This window comes from Thiohalobacter sp. COW1, assembly GCF_016629505.1.
In the GTDB taxonomy this organism is placed as follows: Bacteria; Pseudomonadota; Gammaproteobacteria; order Thiohalobacterales; family Thiohalobacteraceae; genus Thiohalobacter; species Thiohalobacter thiocyanaticus_A.
In genome coordinates, this window is the sequence record NZ_AP024239.1 from 1,108,620 (window position 1) to 1,132,155 (window position 23,536).

The window sequence follows — 23,536 nt, forward strand, 5'->3', positions numbered from 1 at the left end:
CCTTATTCGAATGGATTATCGGAAAACAGGATGCTGAGATATGGCGCATACGTCAGTACTGCACCCTGCGTCCCCTTCAGGTCATTGAACGCGGCCGCCACCTGCACCAGACACGATTCATTCCGAGGCTCTGCTTTCAGTGCCTCCAGGGCATAGAGCAGGGGTTTGATATCGTCGGCGTCCAGATAGGTTTCCAGCATCTGGATCGCGTGTTCAATCCTCTCTGCATCAACAGCCTGCACCTTGACCCGCAGTCGAATATCATGGGATTCCTCGAATTCCTGCGGCTCATGATGATGGTTTCCATCGAATTCGCCGGAATGAGAAGCTGCCTTTACCCCGGCGGCAACGCTGTATTCTTCCAGCACCCGCCGCTTCAGCGCCTCGACAAAGGCATCGAATTCCTCGGGGTTCGGCTGGTTCAGCAAAAGCGACAGCACCGGCTCGTTTGTATCGCGACCATGAAACTCAAGACATGCCTGGTTGACGACGGGGTTGGGGTTCAACATCGACAGCGACACCGTCAATTTTTCCTTATTGAATGGCGTCTTTATCCGCACATGAATGGCATCATCGATTATCTCGAATTCCCGGGTGCCTTTCAGAAAGCGTTTTTGTGTCAGCTTCATGCTCATGGTGATGTGATGATCTACCTGTATATCCGGTTCAATGGTGTCGGTTGAAAAGAAACAGGGCGCGACGGGTAAAACGCAATCCCGATGATCCGCCACCAGGCCCGCAGCTCGATAGCGACCGATTTCGGCAAATCGGAGATTGCCATGTCGCCGCGCTCCCCGCAATGACGGCCTGATGCTGATCGGTTATGTTTTCTGCTTCGCCACCCACTGCACGTGTCGCCTGATCTGGTCGTCCCGCTGCAACTTCTCCAGGGTGTTCAGTTCCTTCGCCAGCGTCATCTCGTCGTGGGCATTGTGGATGCCATTGTGACAGAGCCGGCAGACATGGATGCCCGCGGCGAGCTGATTCCGGCTGTAGTGCCTGACGAAGTGATTGCGGCGGTGGACCTTGCGCGGGATGAGGTGGTGGAAGGTCAGGGGCACGGCCCGGCCGCAGAGGGTACAGGTTCTGGAGGAGTTGTGAAATGGCTTATCCACCCAGAAAATCCTTGAGGAAGCGGGCAGTGTGGGATTTCCTGCTGGCAATGAGGGATTCAGGTGTGCCTTGGGCAACGACGCGGCCGCCGCCCTCGCCGCCTTCGGGGCCCATGTCGATGAGCCAGTCGGCTTCGGCGAGCACATCCAGGTTGTGTTCGATCACCACCACGGTGTGGCCGGCGCCGACCAGGCGGTGCAGGACCTGGATGAGTTTTTCCACGTCGGCCATGTGCAGGCCGACGGTGGGCTCGTCCAGGATGTAGAGGGTGCCGGGGCGGGCGGCCGGTTCGGCCGCGTCGGTCCTGGCCTTGGCCAGTTCGCTGACCAGCTTGATGCGCTGGGCCTCGCCGCCGGACAGGGTCGGGCTCTGCTGGCCCAGGGTGAGATAGCCCAGGCCGACGTCGTCCAGCAGCTGCAGGGCGCGGTGGATCTTCGGATGGGCCCGGAAGAACTCCACCGCCTCGCGCACGTCCATGGCCAGCACCTCGCCGATGCTTCTGTCCTTGTACAGGACTTCCAGTGTTTCCCGGTTGAAGCGGGCGCCGTTGCACACCTCGCAGGGCACCTTCACGTCCGGCAGGAAGCTCATCTCCACCTTCTTGAAACCCTGCCCCTCGCAGGCCTCGCAGCGCCCGCCCTTCACGTTGAAGGAGAAGCGGCCCGGGCCATATCCGCGCAGGCGCGCCTCGGGGGTGCCGGCGAACAGCTTGCGGATATCGTCCCAGAAGCCGATGTAGGTAGCCGGGCAGGAGCGCGGGGTCTTGCCGATGGGGGTCTGGTCCACCTCGAGCACACGCTTGAGATGCTCGATGCCCTGTATATCCCTGCAGCCGATCAGTGCCGGAGTCTTTTTGCCTTTGGCTTTGCCGCGCTGCAGCAGGGCGTGCAGGTTGGTCTGCAGCACCTCGCGCACCAGGGTGGACTTGCCGGAGCCGGAGACACCGGATACGCCGATCAGCCGGCCCACGGGGAAGCGCACATCCAGGTTCTTCAGGTTGTGCAGGCGCGCGCCCTGGATCGCGATGAAGGCGTCGGCTCCCCGGCCCTTGATACGCACCGGGCGGCGTTCACTCAGCGGGTGCCTGAGCGGATGGGCGAGGAACCTGCCGGTGAGCGAGGCCGGATTCTTCATCAGCTGATTGACGGTGCCGGCGGCGACCACCTCGCCGCCCTGCACCCCGGCGCCGGGGCCGAGGTCGATGACATGCTCGGCGCGGCGGATGGTGTCCTCGTCGTGCTCCACCACCACGATGGTGTTGCCCTTGCCCTCCAGCCGACCGAGGGTGTCCAGCAGCATCTGATTATCGCGCGGGTGCAGGCCAATGGTGGGCTCGTCCAGGATGTAGCACACGCCGCGCAGGTTGGAGCCGAGCTGGGCGGCCAGGCGGATGCGCTGGGCCTCGCCGCCGGACAGGGTCGGCGCGGCGCGGTCCAGGGTGAGATAGCCCAGGCCCACGTCCTGCAGAAAACCCAGCCGGCTGCGCAGCTCGGGCAGGATGTCACGGGCGATCTCTGCCTCCCGGCCCTTCGGGCGCAGCTTATCGAAATGCTTGCCGGCCTCACTGACGGTCAGGCCGGCCAGCTCGGCGATGGAGCTGTCACGGTAGTAGACCGCCAGCGCCACGGGATTGAGCCGCTGGCCCTCGCAGGCGGGGCAGACGGCCGCCTCGCCTTCCCACCAGTCGTTCCACCAGGTCTCCTCGCCGGTCTGCTCCTCGTCGAAGCCCTGTAATCGCAGGCCGGTACCGTAGCAGGCCTGGCACCAGCCGTGCTTGGAGTTGTAAGAGAACAGTCGCGGGTCCAGTTCGTCGAAACTGCGGCCGCAGCCGGGGCAGGCGCGGTGGATGGAGAAGGTCACGCCCCTGCTGCTGCCGGGGCCGCTGTCGGGCAGCAGCTGGATGATACCCTTGCCCAGGTCCAGGCCGAGCCGGATCAGTTCGCGCAGTCGGCCTTCCTGTTTGGGCGCCACCTTCACCTCGCCCACCGGCAGTTCGATGTCGTGTTCCCTGTAGCGGTCCAGGCGCGGCCAGTCGGCGGTCGGAGTGAGTTCGCCGTCGACGCGCAGGTGTTCATAGCCGCGCGCCAGCGCCCATTTGGCCAGATCGGTGTAGAAACCCTTGCGGGCCACGACCATTGGGGCCAGCACGCTGACCGATCTGTTGCGGTAGTCGCGCATCACCCGGGCCAGGATGGAGGCCGGGGTCTGCGGCTCCACCGGGATCATGCAGTCGGGGCAGTACTGGGTGCCGAGCTTGACGAACAGCAGGCGCAGGAAGTGATGGATCTCGGTGAGCGTGGCCACGGTGGACTTGCGCCCGCCGCGGCTGGTGCGCTGCTCGATGGCCACGGTGGGCGGGATGCCGAGGATGGCATCCACGTCGGCACGCGCCGCCGGCTGCACGAACTGGCGGGCATAGGCGTTGAGCGATTCCAGGTAGCGGCGCTGGCCCTCGTTGAACAGGATGTCGAAGGCAAGCGTGGACTTGCCCGAGCCGGACACGCCGGTGATGACGGAGAACTTCCCGCGCGGGATGTCGACGGTGACGTTCTTCAGGTTGTGTTCGCGGGCGTGGCGGACCTCGATGTGGCGGGAGGCGGCGGGCGCTGCCTTGTTCGCCGTGGTTTCGAGGTCGGCCGGGGCGCGGGCCTGGTCGAGGCCGGCGGCATAGTCGCACAAGGCGAGACCGGTGTGGCTGGCCACCCGTCCTTTCCCGTCATCCCCGCGCAGGCGGGGATCCAGGCTTCCGCAGTCTGTGGATCCCCGCCTGCGCGGGGATGACGGAGCATTGAGGTCAGCGGTCCTCATTAACGCCTGCGGCGTCCCGGCGAACACCAGCTCGCCGCCGCCCTCCCCGCCCTCGGGACCGATGTCGATCACCCAGTCGGCGGCGCCGATCACATCCAGGTTGTGTTCGATCACCACCAGCGAGTGGCCCTCGGCCTGCAGCCGGCGGAAGGCCTGCAGCAGCTTGTGGATATCGTCGAAGTGCAGGCCGGTGGTGGGCTCGTCGAACAGGAACAGGGTGCGCGGTGTACCTTTGCTCTTGTTCCTGCCCCTGCCCTTCGCCTTGCCGCCGGTCTTGGCCAGATGGCCGGCGAGCTTCAGGCGCTGGGCCTCGCCGCCGGACAGGGTCGGCACCGGCTGGCCCAGGGTGAGATAGTCCAGCCCCACGGCGGCCAGCGGCTCCAGCGCCTGCTGCACGGCGGCGTCCCCGGCGAAGAAGTCCAGCGCCTCGGTCACGGTCATGGCCAGCACATCGGCCACCGAGACCGCGCCTTCCCGGCTTCCGGCCGGCGGCGGCAGCCGGATCTCCAGCACCTGGGGGCGGTAGCGGCTGCCGTCGCAGTCGGGGCAGCGGATGTAGACGTCGCTCAGGAACTGCATCTCCACGTGTTCAAAACCGTTGCCGCCGCAGGTGGGGCAGCGGCCGTCGCCGGAGTTGAAGCTGAAGGTGCCGGGTTTGTAGCCGCGCTCGCGCGCCTCGGGATGAGCAGCGAAGCGTTCGCGGATGGCGTTCCAGGCCCCGACATAGCTGGCCGGGTTGGAGCGGGTGGTCTTGCCGATGGCGGACTGGTCCACCAGCACCACTGCATCGATATGCTCATGGCCGCTGATGGCCCGGTGCTCGCCGGGCGGGTCCACCGGGCTGCCCTTGAGCTTGCGCAGGCCGTTGTAGAGCACGGTCTGCATCAGGGTGGACTTGCCCGAGCCGGACACGCCGGTCACGCACACCAGCCGGTTGAGCGGCAGGCGCACGTCGATCTGTTTCAGATTATGCGCGGCGGCGCCCTGCACCTCGATGCAGGGGCCGTCCGGCTCCGGCGGCGACGCGGCGTCCTCGTCATCCACGACGGACTTCTCGCCGCGCAGGTATTGCGCGGTGAGCGAACGCCTGTTGCGCAGCAACTGTTTCGGCGTGCCGAAGAACACCGCCTCGCCGCCGCGCTCGCCCGGCCCCGGGCCCATGTCCAGGATGCGGTCGGCGGCGAGCATGATCTGCGGGTCGTGCTCGACCACCAGCAGGGTGTTGCCGGCATCGCGCAGCCGGCGCAGTACGCCGGTCATGCGGTCGATGTCGCGCGGGTGCAGGCCGATGCTGGGCTCGTCCAGCACGAACAGGGTATTGACCAGCGAGGTGCCAAGCGCGGTGGTGAGGTTGATGCGCTGCACCTCGCCACCGCTGAGGGTGCGTGACTGCCGATCCAGGGCGAGATACCCGAGGCCGACCTCGACCAGGTAGCCCAGGCGCGAACGGATCTCGGCCAGCAGCAGTTCGGTGGCCTCGTCCAGCGGCTTTGGCAGTTCCAGCTGCTCGAACAGGCGCAGGGCGCGGTCCAGGGGCAGCAGCATCAGGTCGTGGATGGTCAGGCCGGGCAGTTGTTCGAATGTTACTTCGGAATCCCCTCGATCATTTCCTTTTCCGTCATCCCGGCGCAGGCCGGACAAAAGCGCGGAGCGCGTTGAACGCCCAGAGGGCGGCCCGAAGGGCGAGCGAAGCGAGTAATCCACGCTTCCGCGGATGCTGGATCCCGGCCTGCGCCGGGATGACGGCTTCATTTGAGTGTCTCTGGGAACCTGCATGCCGGGCGGATAAAAGCGCTGATCAGGGGGCAGTGCATTATCGGCATTGTCCCGCGTGCCCAGCCGCCACAGCAGCGGCTCGGGCTTGAGCCGGGCGCCGCGGCAGGCAGGGCATTCGTTGTAGGCCCGGTAGCGCGACAGCAGCACCCGGATGTGCATCTTGTAGCTTTTGGTCTCCAGCCAGGCGAAGAAGCGCTGCACGCCGTACCAGACACCTTCGTCCCAGTCGCCCTCGCCCTCGATCACCCAGCACTGCTGCTCCTCGGTCAGCTCCTGCCAGGGGATATCGGTGGGGATGCCGCGCCTGTGCGCGAAGCGCATCAGATCACCCTGGGCCTCGATGTAGCTGTCGGTCTGCCAGGGCTTGATCGCGCCGTCGGCCAGGCTGCGCGCGGGATCGGGGATGACCAGGTTGTAGTCGATGCCCTGGGTGCGGCCGAAACCGCGGCAGGTCTCGCAGGCGCCGACCGGGGAGTTGAAGGAGAAGCTGTTGGGGATCACCGGCGCATAGTGGATGTCGCAGTCGGCGCAGTGCAGTTCACTGGAATAGCGCCAGGCGGTCTGTGCATTACCCGCGTCATCCAGCGGCTGGATGTTCACATGCCCATGGCCGTGCTTGAGCGCGGCCTCCAGCGCCTCGGTGAGACGCTCGCGTTTTGCGGGCTCCAGCCGCAGCCTATCCTGCACCACCTCCAGGCGTTTGCCCTCAAGACGCTGGATGCGGGTATAGCCCTGCTGGCCGAGCAGGCCCTCGACCTCCTCCAGGCTGAAGTTGTCCGGAACCTGAATGGTGAAGCTGATGCTGGCGCGCGGGGCCGAGGCATCCGCGCGCTGCAGCAGGCTGTCGGCAATGCTCTGCGGCGTGTCGCGGCGCACCCGGGCACCGCAGCCGCGGCAGTACAGCTGCGCGGCGCGGGCGAACAGCAGCTTGAGGTGATCGTTCAGCTCGGTCATGGTGCCGACCGTGGAGCGCGAGGTGCGCACCGGGTTGGTCTGGTCGATGGCGATCGCCGGCGGGATGCCGTCGATGCGGTCGGCGCCGGGCTTGTCCATGCGGTCCAGGAACTGGCGCGCATAGGGCGAGAAGGTCTCCACATAGCGGCGCTGGCCCTCGGCATAGACGGTGTCGAAGGCGAGCGAGGACTTGCCCGAGCCGCTCACGCCGGTGACGACAATGAACTCGTTCAGAGGCAGGTCGAGGTCGAGATGCTTGAGGTTGTTCTGGCGCGCGCCGCGCACGCAGATGGCGGGTTTTGCCACGTCGGTGTCCGGTTGGTGGAGTGGGTATTGAGAGTCGGATTTTACCCGTTTTCAGAGCACAACGTCATCGCGGGCGGGGCGTGGCAAGCCCCCAACGCAGACTCGATCGGCAAGAGATTGCCGCGGCGCTTCGCGCCTCGCAATGACGATCAATTGACCAAACTACAGGGAACAGGGTCGGCGATAAACCGATACCGCGTGGGGTTATGGAACTTCCCTGTTGCCGAGGGCTTCTATACTCGTGAGACTGCAAGCGCAAAGCGGGTCCCCCGCGAGGAGGCTGTCATGGAGCACACCCCCGGTTATCGTGTTTTCGCCTACTGGATGCTGGCCGCAGGCGCGGTGCTGGCGTTCATCTCCGGCCTGGCGCCGCAACCGGCCATGGGCCATGAACTCTGGGTCAGCGTGATCCTGGCCGGCCTGGTACCCTATATCGTCTACGCCATGACCTTCCCGCATCTGCGCGGCTCCGCCCTGACCGTCCCCGGCGCCGCCCTGGTGCTGATTCATGCCGGACTGGTCGCCAACCAGCGTTTTCTCAACTTCAACGGCTACGAGGACGGCCTGATCTACACAGTACCGCTGGTGCTTGCCGTGATCATGGCGGGGCTGGTGGTGTGGGCGCTGCTGAACCGGGATCCGATGGGCCGGCCCTGGCATCCGCTGCATCACTGATGCCTGCCTCAGCGACAGAGGCGGCCGGGCGCACCGGCCGGCCTGAACAGCGATAAACGTCATTCCCTGCACAATCAGGGCGCATACCACGCCCTGATTGCACCTCTACCGTCCCGGCCTCCACACACCGAGTACTGCAGGCCCCTGTTTTTCCCCACAGTCGGGATCAGGCACGAATAGTGCCTGACAAATGCAGATTGTCACGGCGGCGGGGAGAAGCCAGACACCATGGACGAATTGAGGCAGGAGGTCTCGGCCAAGAAACGCGCCATAGCGGCATTGATTGATGCGCCCCTGAATCAGCTGGCCGATTGCTGCAGGCCGGTATGGGATGACAACGACGCGCTGGATCGGTGTCTGCATCAGGCTCTGGAATCACTGCCCTACTGCAATCATCTCTATGCCATCGCACCGGATCTGAAGCAGGTGTCCTCCAACGTCGGTCATGGCCGCATCGATTCGGACAAACGCGAGCAGGACCTGGCCGACCGCCCCTACCTGGAATCCACCCTGCCCTACCGCGGCTTCGTGTTGTCGAACATCTATCTCGACCGGCTCGACCACGAGCCCTGCATCACCGCCGTGCAGGCAGTGAGCGCGGATGAGCGGCTGCTGGGCTTCGTGCTGGCGGACTTCCGGCTGCGCGACCTGCCGTTGACCACACCCGTCACCGCGCTGCTCCGCCGGCAGCAGCAATTCAGGGGCGATCCGGCCATCCGCGGCGGGATCTTCGCTCAGGAACGCACGCAGAGTTTCCTGGATGAACACATTCAGGCCACCCACGCGATGGCACAGACGCTGATGCAGGGACACGGCGTCTTTCATCTCAAGCTGCACTACTCCAGTTCCCGGGTCACGCTCTGGCTGCTGAACGATCCCTGGTCCTATCGCGTGCACGGAGTGGAGGAGATCCTGGACCCGGAGATCTGCCTCGCCTATCCGCCCTGCAGCTATTCGCAACGGGCCAGTGTCGCGGCGGACCGGATCGAGGCGGTGTTCGAACAGTTCCGGGCACTGCGCACCCTGGACACCAACATCTATCTGCGCTCGGGCTCGCTGAACCTGATCAACGGCATGGTGGGGCTGACCTTTTCCTGCGACGGGTCGTATTACATCCCGGTGGATGAGTTCATTCGCCGGAGTCTGGGATTCTGGCTCGGGACGAGCCATGCGGGATAGGGCCTGGCTCAGGCCGCCGTGCGCAGCGGCGGCTGATGCACATGGAGGAACCAGCGATCCAGCACCACGTGGCGGGTAAACCAGCGGTTCTTCAGCAGCGGCGCGGCCAGACGCTGACGCAGGCCGTCGGGGATCATGCTGTAGTCATTCGTCTCCAGCGGTCCGAAACGGGCCTCCAGCCGCTGGCGATAGGGCGCGAGACGGGCGACGCTGTAATCGCCGTCGGCCTCGCGCAGGGTCTGCGCGGCCAGCACGGCGGACTCGATCGCCGGCCGGATGCCCTCCCCGCTCTGGGGATAGGCCAGGCCGGCGGCGTCGCCGATCAGCAGCACACCGTCGTCGATGAGCGGCCGGTTGCCGTGGGCATAGAGCAGGTAGGCATGACCCTTGAAGCGATGATCGATGTCCGCGGGAATGCGCCCGCTGGCCTTGAGCCAGTCCATGAAGGCGTCGATGTGCTCGGACAGCCGGTGATTGTCCTCACGGCCCAGGCCGATATTCAGGTAATCCCCCTTGCGGAAGATCCAGCCGTAGCCCTTGAGGTCACTGCAGAAGTACAACTCCGGCCGGCGCGCATCGACCCGACAGGCCTGACGCTGCGCCGGCGTCATCTCGAACTCGATCTCCTTGGCCGCGACCACCGGCTCACCGCTGCCGACGCGGGCGCCGAGTTGTTTCGCCACCGGGCAGAAGTGGCCGCCGGCTCCGATCACCAGCGGCGTGCGCAGACGGTCGTTGATGAGCCATTCACCCTCGCGGCGCTCCATTTGCTTCAGTGGCTCGCCGAGCAACAGTCGGGCATCGCTGCGCCGGAGCAGATAATCGTCGAACTCGCAGCGGCGGATGCCATAGCTGACCACCTCCGCATAGTCGACCTCCACCGCATCACCGCCGATCATGCCGCTGCGGAAACTGCTGATCGGCTGCAGTACCCGGCCGTCGGCATAGTCGTCGCGATCGATCTCCAGGGTCTGGAGCACCAGCGGTGTGACCCAGCCGGCGCACACCTTGTCCCGCGGGAAGGTCTTCTTGTCCAGGATGACGACATCCAGCCCGGCGCGGCGCAACTCGCGGGCGCAGGTCGCCCCGGACGGACCGCCGCCGACGATCAGGGCGTCGCAGCGTTCCCCGCTCATGCCGGCTCCCGGTAGATATAGTCGCGGGTCCAGGGCAGTTCGTTGCTGCCGTGGCGGTTGAACACCACCTGGAACAGCTGCAGGGCGCCGCTGGTGAAGGCGGCGATGGAGCCGGCCAGGTACAGCCGCCAGGCGCGGACGAAGGTGTCATCGAACATGTCGCGCACGCGGTCGGCGTTGGCATCGTAACGCTCCAGCCAGTGCTCCAGGGTGCGGGCGTAGTGCAGACGGATGTTCTCCACGTCCAGCACCGACAGCCCCCAGGGTTCGAGTATTTCGGTGATCTCGCTCAGGCTGGGAGGATAGGCGCCGGGGAAGATGCGCCGTTCGATCCATTCGTTCATGGGGCCGGGAGCGTCACGGCCGATGGTGTGGATCAGGCCGCGGCCATGGGGCGCCAGCACCCGATCGATGGTCTCGCCCAGGGCGCCGTAGTTGTCCACGCCCACGTGTTCCAGCATGCCCACCGAGACAAAGGCGTCGAATTCGCCCTGGATGGCACGGTAGTCGTCCTCGATGAATTCGACCCGGTCGTCCAGCCCTTCGGCGCGGGCCCGCTCGCGGGCAAAGGCCAGCTGTTCGCGGGAGATATTGTAGGCCTTGACGTGGACACCGTAGTGGCGCGCCATGTGCAGTGCCAGCGCGCCCCAGCCGCAGCCGGCCTCGGCCACCCGGTCGCCGGGCTGCAGCCGCAGCTTGCGGCAGACATGGTCCAGCTTAGCGGTCTGCGCCAGCTCCAGACCGGCTTCGGAATGCGGATAATAGGCACAGGTGTAGACCATGTTCTCATCCAGCCACAGCCGGTAGAAGTCGTTGCCGATGTCGTAGTGATGGGTGATGTTCTGGCGGGCGCGGTCCTCGGTATTGCCCTGACGCCGGGCCAGCAGGCGCACCAGCCGACCGCGCAGGCCGTCGCGGCGGACCTTGTGCAGATGGCGATAGACCACATCCAGAAACTCGGCCAGGTTGCCCTCCACCTCGATGCGCCCGGCGCTGTAGAGCTCGCCGAACTCGTAATGGGGGTTGCCCAGCAGCTTCTGCAGGGCACGACGGTCATGGATGTGCAGACGGGCGACCGGTTCGGTCCGGCTGGAGGCATACTCGGAGCCGTCCCACAGCCGGACCGCCACTGGCGGCTGTCCGGCCAGGTCGAACAGGCGTCGCACCAGCCAGTTGCCGGACTGGCGCGCACTCTCGCCGGCGTTGTCCACCTGAGTGATACGGGGACGTTCAGGGGTCCCGTTGCCGGCTGGGTAAGAATCCTGAGCCTGATCCCGCTTGTTCAACATATCGACTCCTCGACATCGTTTCCTTCCGGGTTTACCCAAAATCCGCTGCCGGTGCAAGTCCTCGCCGTTGCTCCGCTCCGCCGCCGCCGGGGTCTACTCGGCCCGTGCCGCGGTCTGTGACAGGGGCGCGGCCATCGACATCGGCATATCCATGCGGTTGCGCGCATGCAACAGCATCCAGTAGCCGAACAGGTTCACCGGAATACGTTCCACCAGATCGAGGCGGGTCTCCCACAGGAATTCCTCCAGCGAGAAATCCGGCCGCCAGCCCAGGCGCCGCGACAACGGCGCCAGCAGCCGCTCGATGCCGCCGAGCACCGGGTTGGCACTGGAGAAGTGGTTGAGAATGAACAGATCGCCCCCGGGCTTGCATACCCGCCCCATCTCCTCGATCAGGCGCGCCGGCCGGGGCGAGACGGTGGCGACGTACATGGCGGCCACCTTGTCGAAGCTGGCATCATCGAAGCTCATGTCCTCGGCATCCATCAGTTCCAGCCGGACCCGGGACTGCATGCCCAGGCGCCGGCAGCGCCGTTCGGCCCGCTCCAGCATCTCGGGCGAGAGATCGATGCCGACGATCTCCACGTCGGCGGGATACATCGGCAGCGACAGCCCCGTGCCCACGCCCACCTCCAGCACCCGGTCGCCCGGTTGCAGGTCCATGCGCTGGACCAGGGTGGTACGTCCGGCGTGAAATACCCCGCCGAACAGCAGATCGTAGCCGGCGGCGTAACGCTTGTAGCTTTTTCGTATCGCCTCGATATCCAATGTCATCCCCTTCCGCTAGCTGGCCAATTCAGGCGCGTGTCGTGTCTCCGGACAGACACCTGACGCAGTACATACTATCTTAACCTTAGAAAAAAATGGACAATCCGTCATTATTTCCAACCCACCATGGTGTCATACATGGCAGATATCAAGAACCCCGACCTGGCCGCCGGCGGCCGCGAGCGCATCGCCTGGGCCGCCCGGGAAATGCCGGTGCTGCGCCAGCTGAGTGAACGCCTGGGCCGCGAGCGCCCCCTGGCCGGGCTGCACATCAGCGGCTGCCTGCACATCACCACCGAGACCGCCAACCTGGCCCTGGCCCTGCAGGCCGCCGGCGCCGAGGTCGTGCTGTGCGCCAGCAATCCGCTGAGCACCCAGGACGACGTGGCCGCCGCCCTGGCCGGGGATCACGGCATCCCGGTGTTCGCCATCCGCGGCGAGTCCACCGAGACCTACTATGGCCATATCAATGCCGCGCTCGATCACCGCCCCGTCATCACCCTGGACGATGGCGCCGACCTGGTCAGCGAGATCCACAAACGCCGACGGGACCTGATCGACACCATGCTCGGCGGCACCGAGGAAACCACCACCGGCGTCATCCGGCTGCGGGCGATGGCCGCCGAGGGCGCGCTGAGCTACCCGGTGATCGCGGTCAACGACGCCCAGACCAAGCACCTGTTCGACAACCGCTACGGCACCGGCCAGAGCACCCTGGACGGACTGATCCGGGCCACCAACATCCTGCTCGCCGGCAAGACCTTCGTGGTGTGCGGCTACGGCTGGTGCGGCCGCGGCATCGCCATGCGGGCAAAGGGCCATGGCGCGCATGTGATCGTCACCGAGGTCGAGCCGTTGCGGGCGCTGGAAGCGGCCATGGACGGCTTCCGCGTCCTGCCGCTGCGGGAGGCGGCGGCGATCGCCGATTTCATCGTCACTGCCACCGGTGACAAACACGTGGTGGACCGGACTCACTTCGAACGCATGAAGGACGGCTGCGTACTGGCCAACTCGGGCCACTTCAACGTGGAGATCAACATCCCCGCACTGGAGGCCCTGGCGGTCGAGCGGCGGCGGCCGCGGGCCTCGGTCGAGGAATTCTTGCTGGCCGACGGCCGGCGCCTGTGCCTGCTGGCCGAGGGCCGGCTGGTCAACCTGGCCGCGGCCGAAGGTCACCCCTCGGCGGTCATGGACATGAGCTTCGCCAACCAGCTGCTGGCAGTGGTGCACCTGGCGCAACACGGGCGCGAACTGGCAGCGCAGGTGCATCCGGTTCCCGCGGAGATCGACCGCGAGGTCGCCCGGCTCAAGCTGGCGGCCATGGGCATCGACATCGACAACCTGACCGGGGAACAGCGCGACTACCTGAGCTCCTGGCAGGAGGGAACCTGAAGCATCCTCCAGCATCGCGGGAGCGGGCGTGTCCACCTGGCCAGCCGGAACATCCATGCTGACAGAACTGCGGCCCTCAGGTAGGCTGCGACTGTCACTTCGAACCGCAACAAAGGCATCATGACCATGTCCACCGATCCCGCCGCCGCCCTCCATATCCGGGAAATGGAACTCGAGGATCTCTCCACCGTCTACGCCCTGGGCGAGCGTGTGTTCACCGCCGACAAATGGCCCAGCCTGTACCGGACCTGGGACGAGTACGAGGCGGTCGGGCTGTTCTCCTCTGATGGCGAGTACTGCCTGGTTGCCGAGCGTGACGACCGGGTGGTCGGCTTCGCGCTCGGCACCCTGATCAACAAGCGCAAGAGCGCCTGGACCTACGGCTACCTGATGTGGCTGGCGGTGGAGCCCGACCTCAAGCGCAGCGGCATCGCCTCGCAGCTGGTCGACGCCCTGACCGAGACCTTCATCCGGACCGGCGCCCGCATGATGATCGTGGACACCGACGCGGCCAACGCGGCCGCCATCGCCTTCTTCCACCGTCACGGCTTCGGCAACGAGGACAAGCACGTCTACCTGAGCAAGAACCTGACCAGTCACCCCGATTATCAGCGCCTGCGCGATGAAGGCCTGGACTGAAGCCGCCACCGGACAGCGAGACCCTGGATCATGACGCAGTCACTGAAAGACATACTGGAACAGATCAACGATGACCGCCTGGTCGAACTGCTGACCGAGGCCGTGGCCCAGTACAGCCCCTCCTTCGCCGAGGAGCCGGCCATGGAGGTGTTTGCCTCGCAGCTGGCGCAGGCCGGCATCAGCTACCTGCGTCAGCCGGTGGAAACCCCAGGCGGCACCATGGGCGATGCCCGCGCCAATCTGATCGTCCAGCTCGGCCCGACCCCGCCGGCCTTCATGTGGGTCGGGCATGTCGACACCGTACCCATGATCGACGAGGAGGAGCAGGCCCTGCGCCGCGAGGATGACGTCCTGCACGGCCTCGGCACGGCCGACATGAAGTCCGGCTGCGCCGCCATCGTCGAGGCGGTGACCGCGCTGCACGAGGCCGGCGCGGAATTCAAACACGGGCTGTGCATCGCCCTGGTGGTGGGCGAGGAGGAATACGGCGACGGCGCCGAGGCCCTGCTGCAGGCCCATACCGCGCCGCTGGTGGTCATCGGCGAACCCACCGGACTCACGCCCTGCATCAATCACTACAGCTACTACGAGTGCCGGCTGAGTGCGCGCGGCACCCGCGCCCATGCCGCACTGCCCGAGGTCGGCGCCAGCGCCATCCACGCCATGCTGGAATGGATGCAGCAGCTGCTCCAGGTCGGCAGCGAGGCCGAGTTCGCGCGCCAGCTCACCATCAATCCGCGCGAAATCCGCGGCGGCGCCGATCAGTTCGTGGTAGCCGAGGACTGCGAGGCCGCCATCGACATCCATGCCCCGCCGGGAGTGGACCGGACCGAGGTCGACGGTCTGATCGAGATGGCGATGCTGCGCGCCCGCGAGACGCACCCGACCTGCCGGCTGGAGTACGAGAACATCTTCTGGGGCCCCGGCTACGCCAATCCTGCCGACCATCCCCTGCTGACGCCGTTGAGCGCAGCCTATGGCGCCTGCGGACTGGCCTGGGAGCCGGTGGCCTTCCGCTCGCATTCCGACGGCAGCCTGTTCCACCAGAGCGGCGCGGTGCCGGTGATCTGCGGCCCGGGCCGGCTGGAGGTCGCCCACACCCGCGGCGAGCATGTGGCGCTGGAGGAAGTGCGCCGCGCTGCGCGGCTGTACACGGCCATGATCTACGAGGCCTGCGTGAAGCAGGAGGGGTGAAGCGCAGCGTAACCCATCATGCCGATTGCGATGGGTTGCGCTGCGCTTCACCCCTCCTACGCCCGGCCTTTGACGCCGCGCAGCACCGACAGCAGGTCACGCAGTGCCGTCGGACCGGGGGATTCGATCAACTCCGGCAGGATCGCCCTGATCGCCTCCGCGCGCCGCCCCTGGCGCAGCAGCGCCGTGGCCCAGTCGCGCCGTACCCGCCGCACCAGGGCCCTGAGCGCCCGGCCCACACCGGGATCCGCATCCCGCAGATCTGACCGCAGCCGGGTGAAGGTGACCACGGATTCGGCCTGCGCCCGCAGGCTGTCGGAACGGATCGCCCCGGTGTCATGTACGGTGTATACCGCCATCGGCGCGGTGATCACGCCGACGGCCCGGGCGCGGGCACACAGCTGGACGATGCAATAGACGTCCTCGCCCACCGCAATGCCCGCAGGGAAACCGCCGACCGCCTCCATCAGCGGCTTGGGTACGCTCAGGCAGCGGACGTCGGAGAACTGGTGCTCGATGAACTGCAGGATATCCTCGCCTTCCATGATGACTTCACGCCGGCCGCCGGCCTGCTCCAGCAGCCGCTGACCGACCGCGGTGCCTGCCATGCCGGTGCCGAGCGGCCTGCCGGTCTCATCGCGGTGTTCGAAGTTGCCGACGTAGAAATCCAGCCCCGGATTGCGTTGTATCCATTCGGCATGCCACCTCAGGCGGTCGGGCAGGTACAGATCGTCGGCATCCAGAAAGGCGAGCCAGTCGCCGCTCGCGGCGCGGATGCCATGATTGCGGGCGGCGGATACGCCGGCGTTGGACTGATGGATGTAGCGGACCCGTTCGCCATAGGCCAGGATGCGGTCGGCGGTAGCGTCGCTGGAGCCGTCGTCGACGATGATCAGCTCGTGTGCCGGCCAGCTCTGCGCCAACACGGAATCGATGGCGGCAGCAATGGTCGCCTCGCTGTTGTAGGCGGGGATGATGACCGAGAACCGGGGGGAATGGTCGGGCATGGGCATGCGCTCGGCTCAGCCGTAAAGGGTCTTCCACTCGGGGAAGTCGCAGCCGAGCAGTCGGCGGAGTTCCTCGGTCTGTTCACGCTGGATCGGACGCAGGTAGTCCACGGCCGCCCGGCGGTCGACGTCGGCGCGATCGACCTCCTTCTGGGACAGCCTGACACCGAGCCTGCGCACGCCCGCCGGGACCCAGGGGCCGACCCGGTCCCACAACCGGGAGTGGCGCAGCCGGTGCAGCAACCCCCTGCCGCTGACCTGCTGGACGCGTTCGGCAGTGACGTTTTCGCGCTTGGCCGGATCCGGCGGCACGAAATCGGGGTCCACGCCCAGCCAGGCGAATACCTGCTGCACCGTAGTGAGCGGATCCGACTGCAGCGCCTCGAAGGTCAGGGTGAGAATGCGCTCTCCCGTGAAGGCGTCGAGATAGGGCCGCAGCTGGCGGGCGTAATGGCTGACCTCGAGGTAGTGCGGCTCCTCGCGCAGCGCCATGAGCATATCCCGGCGCTCGGCCCGGTGCGTGACCATATGCCAGTAATGGCTCAGGGTGCGCTCGACCGGATCGCGCATGATGTAGATGAAGCGCGCCTGCGGATTGAAGGCCCGGATCCTCTCCACCACGCCGGCAAACCGCGGCAGCTTGCTGTAGTCGGTACTGGATTCGCCGATGACGGGGACATCGCCGGCCGCGGCAAACAGCTTCAGGTAGGCCGCCTCGCTCTCCCAGTAGCGGCGCTCCCACATCTCCGGCCAGTAGCGCCTGAGCTGGTCCGGGTCCAGGAAATAGCACGGCTCCTTCGGCTCGCACATGAACACCTGGGGATGCATGGCGAGCAGCGCATGCAGGCTGGTGGTACCGGATTTCATCGCCCCGATCAGAAACAGGTTGGGCCGGGGCGGGCTGGCGGGCAGGGGCGAAGTCACGGTCGGAATCGGTCCGGGCTGCACAACGAAGGGCACAGTATACAGCCCTGCCCCGGCTGCGGGCAGGCCGGAGGCCGATCGGCCTTACATGCACCGGTCAAAGTCGATAGACTGGGGCGCAGACATCAACCCGAGGGGGAGTTCCATGCCGGATTCATCCGATCACACACCGCCGTCACCGCCCCTGCGCCGCGTGGTGTTCAGCGTACTGGCGAGTTTCTTCGGCGTGCAGGGCAGCAGCCGGCACGAGGAGGACTTCACCCGCGGCCGCCCCCTGGTCTACATCGCAGTGGGACTGGTGGCGACCCTGGCGTTCATCCTCACGATCTGGTTCGTCGTGCAGGGGGTGCTCAGCGCGGCGGGCGTATAACGCGACCCAAAACCTGGGTTATGGGGCTACAAGCACCTGTTATCATCGCCGTGCAAAAGCGTGATATTGAGACGATTTTGTTTATAATCGGGCGAAAACCGGCCGGAACCGAAACCAGAACAAGACGCCCTCCCGGCGCGCCCGGTCCGAGCCTCACACAAATAAACACAAACCACCAACCCGTAACCACGAGAGCGAGGACTATGAAGACAAAGCATCTATCAGGGCTGCTGATGCTGGCTGCCGCCGGCTGCCTGCCGCTGGGTGCGGCCGCCGCGGGCGATCCGGTCGCCGGCAAGGACAAGGCCTTCACCTGCATGGGCTGCCACGGCGTCCCCAGCTACAACAATGCCTACCCGACCTTCCATGTGCCGAAACTCGGCGGCCAGCACGCGCAGTACATCGTCGACGCGCTGAAGGCCTATCAGGACGGCCAGCGCCCGCATGGCACCATGCATGCCCAGGCCGCGTCGCTGAGCGAGCAGGACATGCAGGATATCGCCGCCTATTTCTCCCAGCTTGGGAACTGACACCGATTGCACCGAGGAGTGAACCGATGAAAGCCCTGTCATATATTGCATCCGCCTGCCTGCTGACCGCGGCGGGCGCCGTGCAGGCCGGCGGCGACCTGGAACGCGGACGGCAGATTGCCGAACAGCAGTGTCAGGCCTGCCACGGCGTGGACGGCAACAGCGACAATCCCATGTACCCGCGCCTGGCCGGTCAGCACGCCGACTACCTGGCCTACTCCCTGGCCCAGTATCAGAGCGGCGAGCGCAAAAACGCCATCATGGCACCCATGGCCGCCGGCCTGTCCGAGGCCGACATCGAGGCCGTCGCGGCCTGGTATGCCTCCCGCAACGGACTGATGGCACCGAAGGATCCGCGCACCCTGGAACGCTGATCCCGGCTCGGCTGCACCCCGGGCAGGGCCCCGCCATGGCGGGGCCTTTTTTATGGTTCTTGGCAGATTTGCGGGGTGCTCAAGAGCCGAGGCCCATGCGCGCAGACAAACAGGCCTGCATCCGTCATTGCGGCCAAGGCCGCAATCCAGACCGCCGCGGCATCTGGATCCCGGCCTGCGCCGGGATGACGGCCATAGGCCACGGCCTGCCGGCTGGGCGGGTTGGCTTGCCTTCCCCGGAAATGTGCGATGAACCTTTTTTATGTGCTGGGCAGCCGGGTCAGGGAAAGGCGGGAATGGTGGGCTCGGTACCGCCGTAGCCGGCCTCGGGATGATGCTTGCGCACCGATGCCTCGATCTCGTGCACCCGGCCCTTGGGGACATCCACCATCAGCAGGATCTGTCCCTGCGCCAGCGGCTGTTCGAAGCGCCGCATCTGGCTGTTGGGCACATCCAGGCCGATCATGCCGCCCGCCCAGGCGCCCATGCCGGCACCGACCAGGCCCATGGCGAGGATCGCCCCGCCGGTGATCACCACCTCCGGCATCAGCAGGGCCACCAGTCCGGCGACGATGCCGGTCGCTCCGCCGAAGGTGATGCCGCGTTCAATGCCGGGAATGAAGTCGCTGCGCTGGGCCAGCGAGGCGCGGGGCAGGTCACCCAGTTCGCTGTCGTCCCGGGCCATGACATGTATATGACGATCGTCGATTCGCTGCAGCAGCAGCTCCTCGACCGCCTTGTGAGTCACTTCCAGGTCAGGCAGGAGAAAATAGAGTCGTCTCATCGTCCACCTCCAGTAAGTGTGCGGACAGACAGATACGCCCGTTACCCCAAGCCTAGTTCAGAACAGCCGGCTGACAATGCCCGGCGAATGAATGATTGAATGACCGGTGATCATATTTTCTTATGACGTCTGCGCCTCACACCAGGCGCTGATCGTCTGCAGGAAGTCGCTGCCGTAACGCTCGAACTTGGTCTGGCCGACGCCGCTGATGGCCAGCAGCGCCTCGGCGTCACGGGGTCTGGCGCGCGCCATCTGGATCAGGCTGGCGTCGCCGAAGATGATGTAGGGCGGCACGCCCTGGGCCTCGGCCAGGCGTTTGCGCAGGGCGCGCAGTTCCTCGAACAGGGCCTCGTCATAGGGACCTTCCGCGGCGGCGGCACGCGGACGCTTGCGGCTGCGTTCGCGCACCCGCGGCCGGGCCAGTTCCAGGTTCCGCTCACCGCGCAGCAGCGGCCGGGCACGTTCGGTGAGTTTCAATACCGAGTAGTTGGCGACGTCCTGGGTCAGGTAGCCCAGGTGGATCAGCTGGCGCACGATGGACACCCAGTCCTGTTCGCTGGTCTCGCTGCCGATGCCGTAGGTGGAGAGACGGTCATGACCGAGTCGGCGGATGCGTTCGTTGTCCAGTCCGCGCAATACATCGACCACATGCTTGATACCGAAGCGCTGGCCGACCCGGTACACGCACGACAGAGCCATCTGCGCCGGCACCGTGGCATCGAAGCGCTCGGGCGGATCCAGGCAGACATCGCAGTTGCCGCAGTCCCGCTCCAGGCTCTGGTCGAAGTAGTGCAGCAGGATACGCCGGCGGCACACGCCGCTTTCGGCGAAGTCCACCATGGCATTGAGCTTGTGCAGCTCGATGCGGCGCTGGTCGGGATCCTCGGTATTGTCCACCAGCCGGCGGGCGGTGACGATGTCCTGCTGGCCGTGCAGCAGCAGCGCCTCGGCCGGCAGGCCGTCGCGCCCTGCCCGCCCGGTCTCCTGATAATAGCCCTCGATGTTGCGCGGCAGGTCGTAATGGACGACGAAGCGCACATTGGGCTTGTCGATGCCCATGCCGAAGGCTACCGTGGCAACCACCAGGTCGAGCCGGTCGCGCAGGAAGTCCTCCTGCACCCGGCGACGCTGCTCGCCCGGCAGGCCGGCGTGGTAGGCGGCGGCGCGCAGACCGCGCTCGGCCAGCCGCTGCGCCACCTCGTCGACCCGCTTGCGGCTCAGGGCATAGACGATGCCGGCCTGCTCCGGACGCGTCTCCAGAAAGGCCAGCAGCTGCTCGAAGGGCTTGTGCTTCTCCAGCACGGTGTAGCGGATGTTGGGCCGGTCGAAACCGGTGACGTGCTCGCGTGCGCCTGTCAGTCTGAGCACCCGCAGGATATCGGCGCGGGTCTGGACATCAGCGGTGGCCGTCAGCGCGATGCGCGGCACGTCCGGAAAATGCTCGGCCAGCCCGCCCAGGCGGGCATATTCAGGCCGGAAATCATGCCCCCACTGGGACACGCAATGGGCTTCGTCGATGGCGATCAGGGCCAGCGGGATCTCCTGCAGGCGTTCCAGGAAGCCCTCGCTCAGCAGCCGTTCCGGGCTGACATAGAGCAGGTCCAGCTCACCGGCGTGCAGACGTGCCAACACCTGGCGGGCGCTGTCACTGTCCAGGTTCGAGTTGTAGCCGGCCGCGGCCACGCCGTTGGCCTGCAGGGCGGCGATCTGATCCTGCATCAGTGAGATCAGGGGCGAGACCACCAGCGCCGTGCCGGATCGCAGCAGGGCCGGGATCTGGTAGCACAGGGACTTGCCGCCACCGGTGGGCATGAGTACGAAGGCGTCCTCGCCGACGGTGAGCTGCTCGATGATGCGCTGCTGGTGAGGACGGAAATCGGTGTAACCGAAGGTGTCACGCAGGACGCGGCGGGCCGCCTCGGCCGGATCGTCGCGGGTGTGGGGCTGCGGGTCCATCCGCCTCATTCTACCCGATCGGGATCGGCGCCGCTCAGGCGGCCACCTCCAGGCAGTGTACGCTGAACAACTGATCGCGATCGGTCCAGACCGCCAGCGGCGCGAAACCGGCCCGGGCCGCCAGGGTCTGAAAACCATCCACGCTGTACTTGTAGGAGCATTCGGTATGGATGCCCTCGCCGGCCTCGAACCGGAAACGTTGACCGTCCAGCCGCACCTGCTGCAGGCAGTCGCTGATCAGGTGCATCTCGACCCGACCGTGCCCGGGGGCGTAGAAGGCCCGGTGGTGAAAGTGCGCCAGGTCGAAATCCGCGCCCAGCTCGCGGTTGATGCGCACCAGCAGGTTGCGGTTGAAGGCAGCGGTCACACCGGCAGCATCGTTATAGGCGGCGTTGAGGATGGCCGGGTCCTTCTGCAGGTCCACGCCGATCAGCAGCCGGCCGCCCGGACCCAGGGCGCGGGTGACATGCGCGAGCAGCTGCCGGGCCTGGTCCGGCTCGAAGTTGCCGATGCTGGAGCCGGGGAAGAAAGCCGCGCGCGGCAGCCCTTCCGGCAGTGCGGGCAGCGCCAGGCCCTGTGAATAATCCACGCAGGCGGCGTGCACCCGGATAGCGGGATAGTCACGGGCCAGTTCACCGGCGGACAGCAGCAGGAACTCTCGTGAGATGTCCAGCGGCATGTAGAGTGCCGGCCGCAGGGCGTCGAGCAGCAGCCGGATCTTGCGGCTGCTGCCCGAGCCCAGTTCCAACAGCACACCGCCGCGGCCGAGCAGTTCCGCCATCGCCTCGCCGTGCGCCTCCAGCAAACCAAGTTCGGTGCGGGTGGGATAATACTCCGGGGTATCGGTGATGGCCTCGAACAACTCCGAGCCGCGCTGGTCATAGAAGAACTTGGGCGGAATACGCCGCGGGCGCTGTGCCAGGCCATGCAGCACCTCCGCGCGCAGATCCTCTGCCGGCGGGTGCATATCATGGAATTGCACGGCAGATTCGTGCGGCGGATTCATTCCGCATCCTCCGCCAGTCTCAGCCCCATGAACTGCCAGCGGTCATGGGGATAGAAGAAATTGCGATAACTGGGTCGGACATGGTCTGCCGGTGTGACGCAGGAGCCGCCGCGCAGCACCTGCTGATTGCACATGAACTTGCCGTTGTATTCACCCAGTGCGCCGGCCGGGGCCCGGTAGCCGGGATAGGCCGTGTAGGGACTGGAGGTCCATTCCCACACATCGCCGTAGAGTTGCTGCAGACCCGGCGCCGTGGCGATGCCCGGATGCAGCCGGCCGGCCTCGCGCAGGTTGCCGGCCACGGGCCGCTGCGCCGCGGCGACCTCCCATTCCTGCTCGCCGGGCAGGCGCTTTCCGGCCCAGCGGGCAAAGGCATCGGCCTCGTAGTAGCTCACGTGACAGACCGTCTCATCGGGATTGAGCGGTCTGAGGCCGCCGAGCGTGTACTGCCACCAGTCGCCATCCTGCTGCAGCCAGTACAGCGGCGCCCGCCAGCCCAGACGCTGCACCGTCGCCCAACCGTCGGACAGCCACAGTTCGGGCCGGCGATAGCCGCCGGCATCCATGAAGGCGAGGTATTCGGCGTTGATCACCGGCCGGCTGGCCAGGCGCCAGGGCGCGATGTAGACCCGATGCCGGGGCCGTTCGTTGTCGAAGGCGTAGCCGTCGCCGCCGCAGCCGATCTCCTGCACGCCGCCCGGATATTCATGCCAGTCCAGCGGCGCGGCGCGGCCTTCGGACCGCGGCAGCTCCTCGCGATAGGCCGGCAGCAGCGGATTGACCCAGAAGTTGTGCTTGAGATCGGTCAGAATCAGTTCCTGGTGCTGCTGCTCGTGGTTGAGCCCGATGGCCAGCCGCAGCGCGATATCCGGCCAGTGTTCTGCCTCCGCCTGATCGATCAGGGCCTGCATGTGTTCATCGACCCAGGCCCGGTAGCGATACACCGTGTCCAGGTCCGGGCGCGACAACAGCCCGCGCCGCGCCCGCGGGTGGTAGCCGTCGAGTTGCTCGTAATAGGAATTGAACAGGTAGCGGAAGCGCGGATTGAAGGGCCGGTAGGCGGGCAGGTATTCCTGCAGCAGGAAGGTCTCGAAGAACCAGCTCACGTGCGCCAGGTGCCACTTGGGCGGGCTGGTCTCGGTAATGCTCTGCAGCAGACAGTCTTCCGGCTGCAGCGGCCGGCACAGGGTTTCGGTAATGGCCCGTACCGCGCCATAGTCGTGCCGTGCCTGTTGCCGATCAAGCAGGGGGAGGCTGCTGCCGGCATCGCGTTCCTGCGTCAGGGTCTGACTCATGCCCGTTCCTTCAGTCGTTTCCTGCAGCGCCGTGCGGGAATCACGACGCCGGGACTGTCCC

General features: G+C 66.2%; 20 protein-coding genes. 8 read left to right on the top strand and 12 right to left on the bottom strand.

Annotation, left to right across the window (positions count from 1 at the left end):
• Positions 1 to 2 precede the first annotated feature (2 nt).
• The 3 genes from COW1_RS05135 to uvrA all read right to left on the bottom strand — a co-directional run bounded on the left by COW1_RS05135 (position 3) and on the right by uvrA (position 6,957).
• The gene (locus COW1_RS05135; RefSeq protein WP_201345626.1) at positions 3 to 635 is read right to left on the bottom strand and encodes a hypothetical protein; all 633 of its coding nucleotides are present in this window, start codon (positions 633 to 635) and stop codon (positions 3 to 5) included.
• Positions 636 to 821: 186 nt separating this feature from the next.
• Entirely contained in the window at positions 822 to 1,115 is a 294-nt protein-coding gene (locus tag COW1_RS05140) for a hypothetical protein (protein WP_242466497.1), read from the bottom strand.
• Positions 1,108 to 6,957, bottom strand: a complete 5,850-nt coding sequence (uvrA, locus tag COW1_RS05145; RefSeq protein ID WP_242466498.1) for an excinuclease ABC subunit UvrA — start codon at positions 6,955 to 6,957, stop codon at positions 1,108 to 1,110. Before uvrA ends, COW1_RS05140 begins: the two co-directional genes overlap by 8 nt.
• A gap of 285 nt (positions 6,958 to 7,242) precedes the next feature.
• On the opposite strand from uvrA, the gene COW1_RS05155 reads away from it, so the two are divergent.
• Entirely contained in the window at positions 7,243 to 7,632 is a 390-nt protein-coding gene (locus COW1_RS05155; RefSeq protein ID WP_096366149.1) for a hypothetical protein, read from the top strand.
• A 228-nt stretch (positions 7,633 to 7,860) separates the two neighbouring features.
• A complete protein-coding gene (locus tag COW1_RS05160) occupies positions 7,861 to 8,811 on the top strand; it encodes a PDC sensor domain-containing protein (protein WP_096366148.1) in 951 nt (316 codons plus the stop codon).
• Between the two features lie 8 nt (positions 8,812 to 8,819).
• On the opposite strand, the gene COW1_RS05165 is transcribed toward COW1_RS05160, so the two are convergent.
• The 3 genes from COW1_RS05165 to COW1_RS05175 form a co-directional block, all read right to left on the bottom strand.
• Positions 8,820 to 9,947, bottom strand: a complete 1,128-nt coding sequence (locus tag COW1_RS05165; RefSeq protein ID WP_201345627.1) for an NAD(P)/FAD-dependent oxidoreductase — start codon at positions 9,945 to 9,947, stop codon at positions 8,820 to 8,822.
• Positions 9,944 to 11,236 carry a cyclopropane-fatty-acyl-phospholipid synthase family protein gene (locus tag COW1_RS05170; protein WP_096366146.1) on the bottom strand — a complete coding sequence of 431 codons (1,293 nt, stop codon included), beginning with the start codon at positions 11,234 to 11,236 and terminating at the stop codon, positions 9,944 to 9,946. The genes COW1_RS05165 and COW1_RS05170 overlap by 4 nt, the downstream gene beginning before the upstream one ends.
• Positions 11,237 to 11,329: 93 nt before the next feature.
• Entirely contained in the window at positions 11,330 to 12,010 is a 681-nt protein-coding gene (locus COW1_RS05175) for a class I SAM-dependent methyltransferase (RefSeq protein ID WP_231971477.1), read from the bottom strand.
• Positions 12,011 to 12,142: 132 nt separating this feature from the next.
• On the opposite strand from COW1_RS05175, the gene ahcY reads away from it, so the two are divergent.
• The 3 genes from ahcY to COW1_RS05190 all read left to right on the top strand — a co-directional run bounded on the left by ahcY (position 12,143) and on the right by COW1_RS05190 (position 15,229).
• The gene (gene ahcY / locus COW1_RS05180) at positions 12,143 to 13,396 is read left to right on the top strand and encodes an adenosylhomocysteinase (RefSeq protein ID WP_242466499.1); all 1,254 of its coding nucleotides are present in this window, start codon (positions 12,143 to 12,145) and stop codon (positions 13,394 to 13,396) included.
• A gap of 126 nt (positions 13,397 to 13,522) precedes the next feature.
• The gene (locus COW1_RS05185; RefSeq protein ID WP_157745519.1) at positions 13,523 to 14,035 is read left to right on the top strand and encodes a GNAT family N-acetyltransferase; all 513 of its coding nucleotides are present in this window, start codon (positions 13,523 to 13,525) and stop codon (positions 14,033 to 14,035) included.
• Between the two features lie 30 nt (positions 14,036 to 14,065).
• On the top strand, positions 14,066 to 15,229 hold the full coding sequence (locus COW1_RS05190) for a M20 family metallopeptidase (protein WP_096366143.1): 1,164 nt from the start codon (positions 14,066 to 14,068) through the stop codon (positions 15,227 to 15,229).
• 56 nt (positions 15,230 to 15,285) lie between these two features.
• Here the strand turns inward: COW1_RS05190 and COW1_RS05195 are convergent, their stop codons facing one another.
• Complete coding sequence (locus tag COW1_RS05195) at positions 15,286 to 16,236, bottom strand: glycosyltransferase family A protein (protein WP_096367547.1); 951 nt, start codon at positions 16,234 to 16,236, stop codon at positions 15,286 to 15,288.
• Between the two features lie 15 nt (positions 16,237 to 16,251).
• On the bottom strand, positions 16,252 to 17,160 hold the full coding sequence (locus tag COW1_RS05200; RefSeq protein WP_201345629.1) for a sulfotransferase: 909 nt from the start codon (positions 17,158 to 17,160) through the stop codon (positions 16,252 to 16,254).
• A 145-nt stretch (positions 17,161 to 17,305) separates the two neighbouring features.
• Between COW1_RS05200 and COW1_RS05205 the strand changes: the two genes are divergently transcribed.
• From COW1_RS05205 to COW1_RS05215, 3 genes are all read left to right on the top strand, one after another.
• Positions 17,306 to 17,530, top strand: coding sequence for a DUF2970 domain-containing protein (locus COW1_RS05205; protein WP_201345630.1), 225 nt, complete (start codon positions 17,306 to 17,308; stop codon positions 17,528 to 17,530).
• Positions 17,531 to 17,733: 203 nt separating this feature from the next.
• Entirely contained in the window at positions 17,734 to 18,060 is a 327-nt protein-coding gene (locus COW1_RS05210) for a cytochrome c (protein WP_096366138.1), read from the top strand.
• A gap of 26 nt (positions 18,061 to 18,086) precedes the next feature.
• On the top strand, positions 18,087 to 18,434 hold the full coding sequence (locus tag COW1_RS05215) for a cytochrome c (RefSeq protein WP_201345631.1): 348 nt from the start codon (positions 18,087 to 18,089) through the stop codon (positions 18,432 to 18,434).
• A 280-nt stretch (positions 18,435 to 18,714) separates the two neighbouring features.
• Here COW1_RS05215 and COW1_RS05220 read toward each other — a convergent pair whose 3' ends face one another.
• The 4 genes from COW1_RS05220 to egtB form a co-directional block, all read right to left on the bottom strand.
• Positions 18,715 to 19,218, bottom strand: a complete 504-nt coding sequence (locus COW1_RS05220) for a DUF1269 domain-containing protein (RefSeq protein WP_096366136.1) — start codon at positions 19,216 to 19,218, stop codon at positions 18,715 to 18,717.
• Positions 19,219 to 19,338: 120 nt separating this feature from the next.
• Positions 19,339 to 21,174: a DNA helicase RecQ gene (gene recQ, locus COW1_RS05225; RefSeq protein ID WP_201345632.1), complete on the bottom strand. Its 1,836-nt coding sequence runs from the start codon at positions 21,172 to 21,174 to the stop codon at positions 19,339 to 19,341.
• Between the two features lie 34 nt (positions 21,175 to 21,208).
• Positions 21,209 to 22,180 (bottom strand): L-histidine N(alpha)-methyltransferase, encoded by a 972-nt coding sequence (gene egtD, locus COW1_RS05230; RefSeq protein WP_201345633.1) that lies wholly within the window; start codon positions 22,178 to 22,180, stop codon positions 21,209 to 21,211.
• Positions 22,177 to 23,475, bottom strand: coding sequence for an ergothioneine biosynthesis protein EgtB (gene egtB, locus COW1_RS05235; RefSeq protein ID WP_201345634.1), 1,299 nt, complete (start codon positions 23,473 to 23,475; stop codon positions 22,177 to 22,179). Before egtB ends, egtD begins: the two co-directional genes overlap by 4 nt.
• Between the last annotated feature and the right edge of the window lie 61 nt (positions 23,476 to 23,536).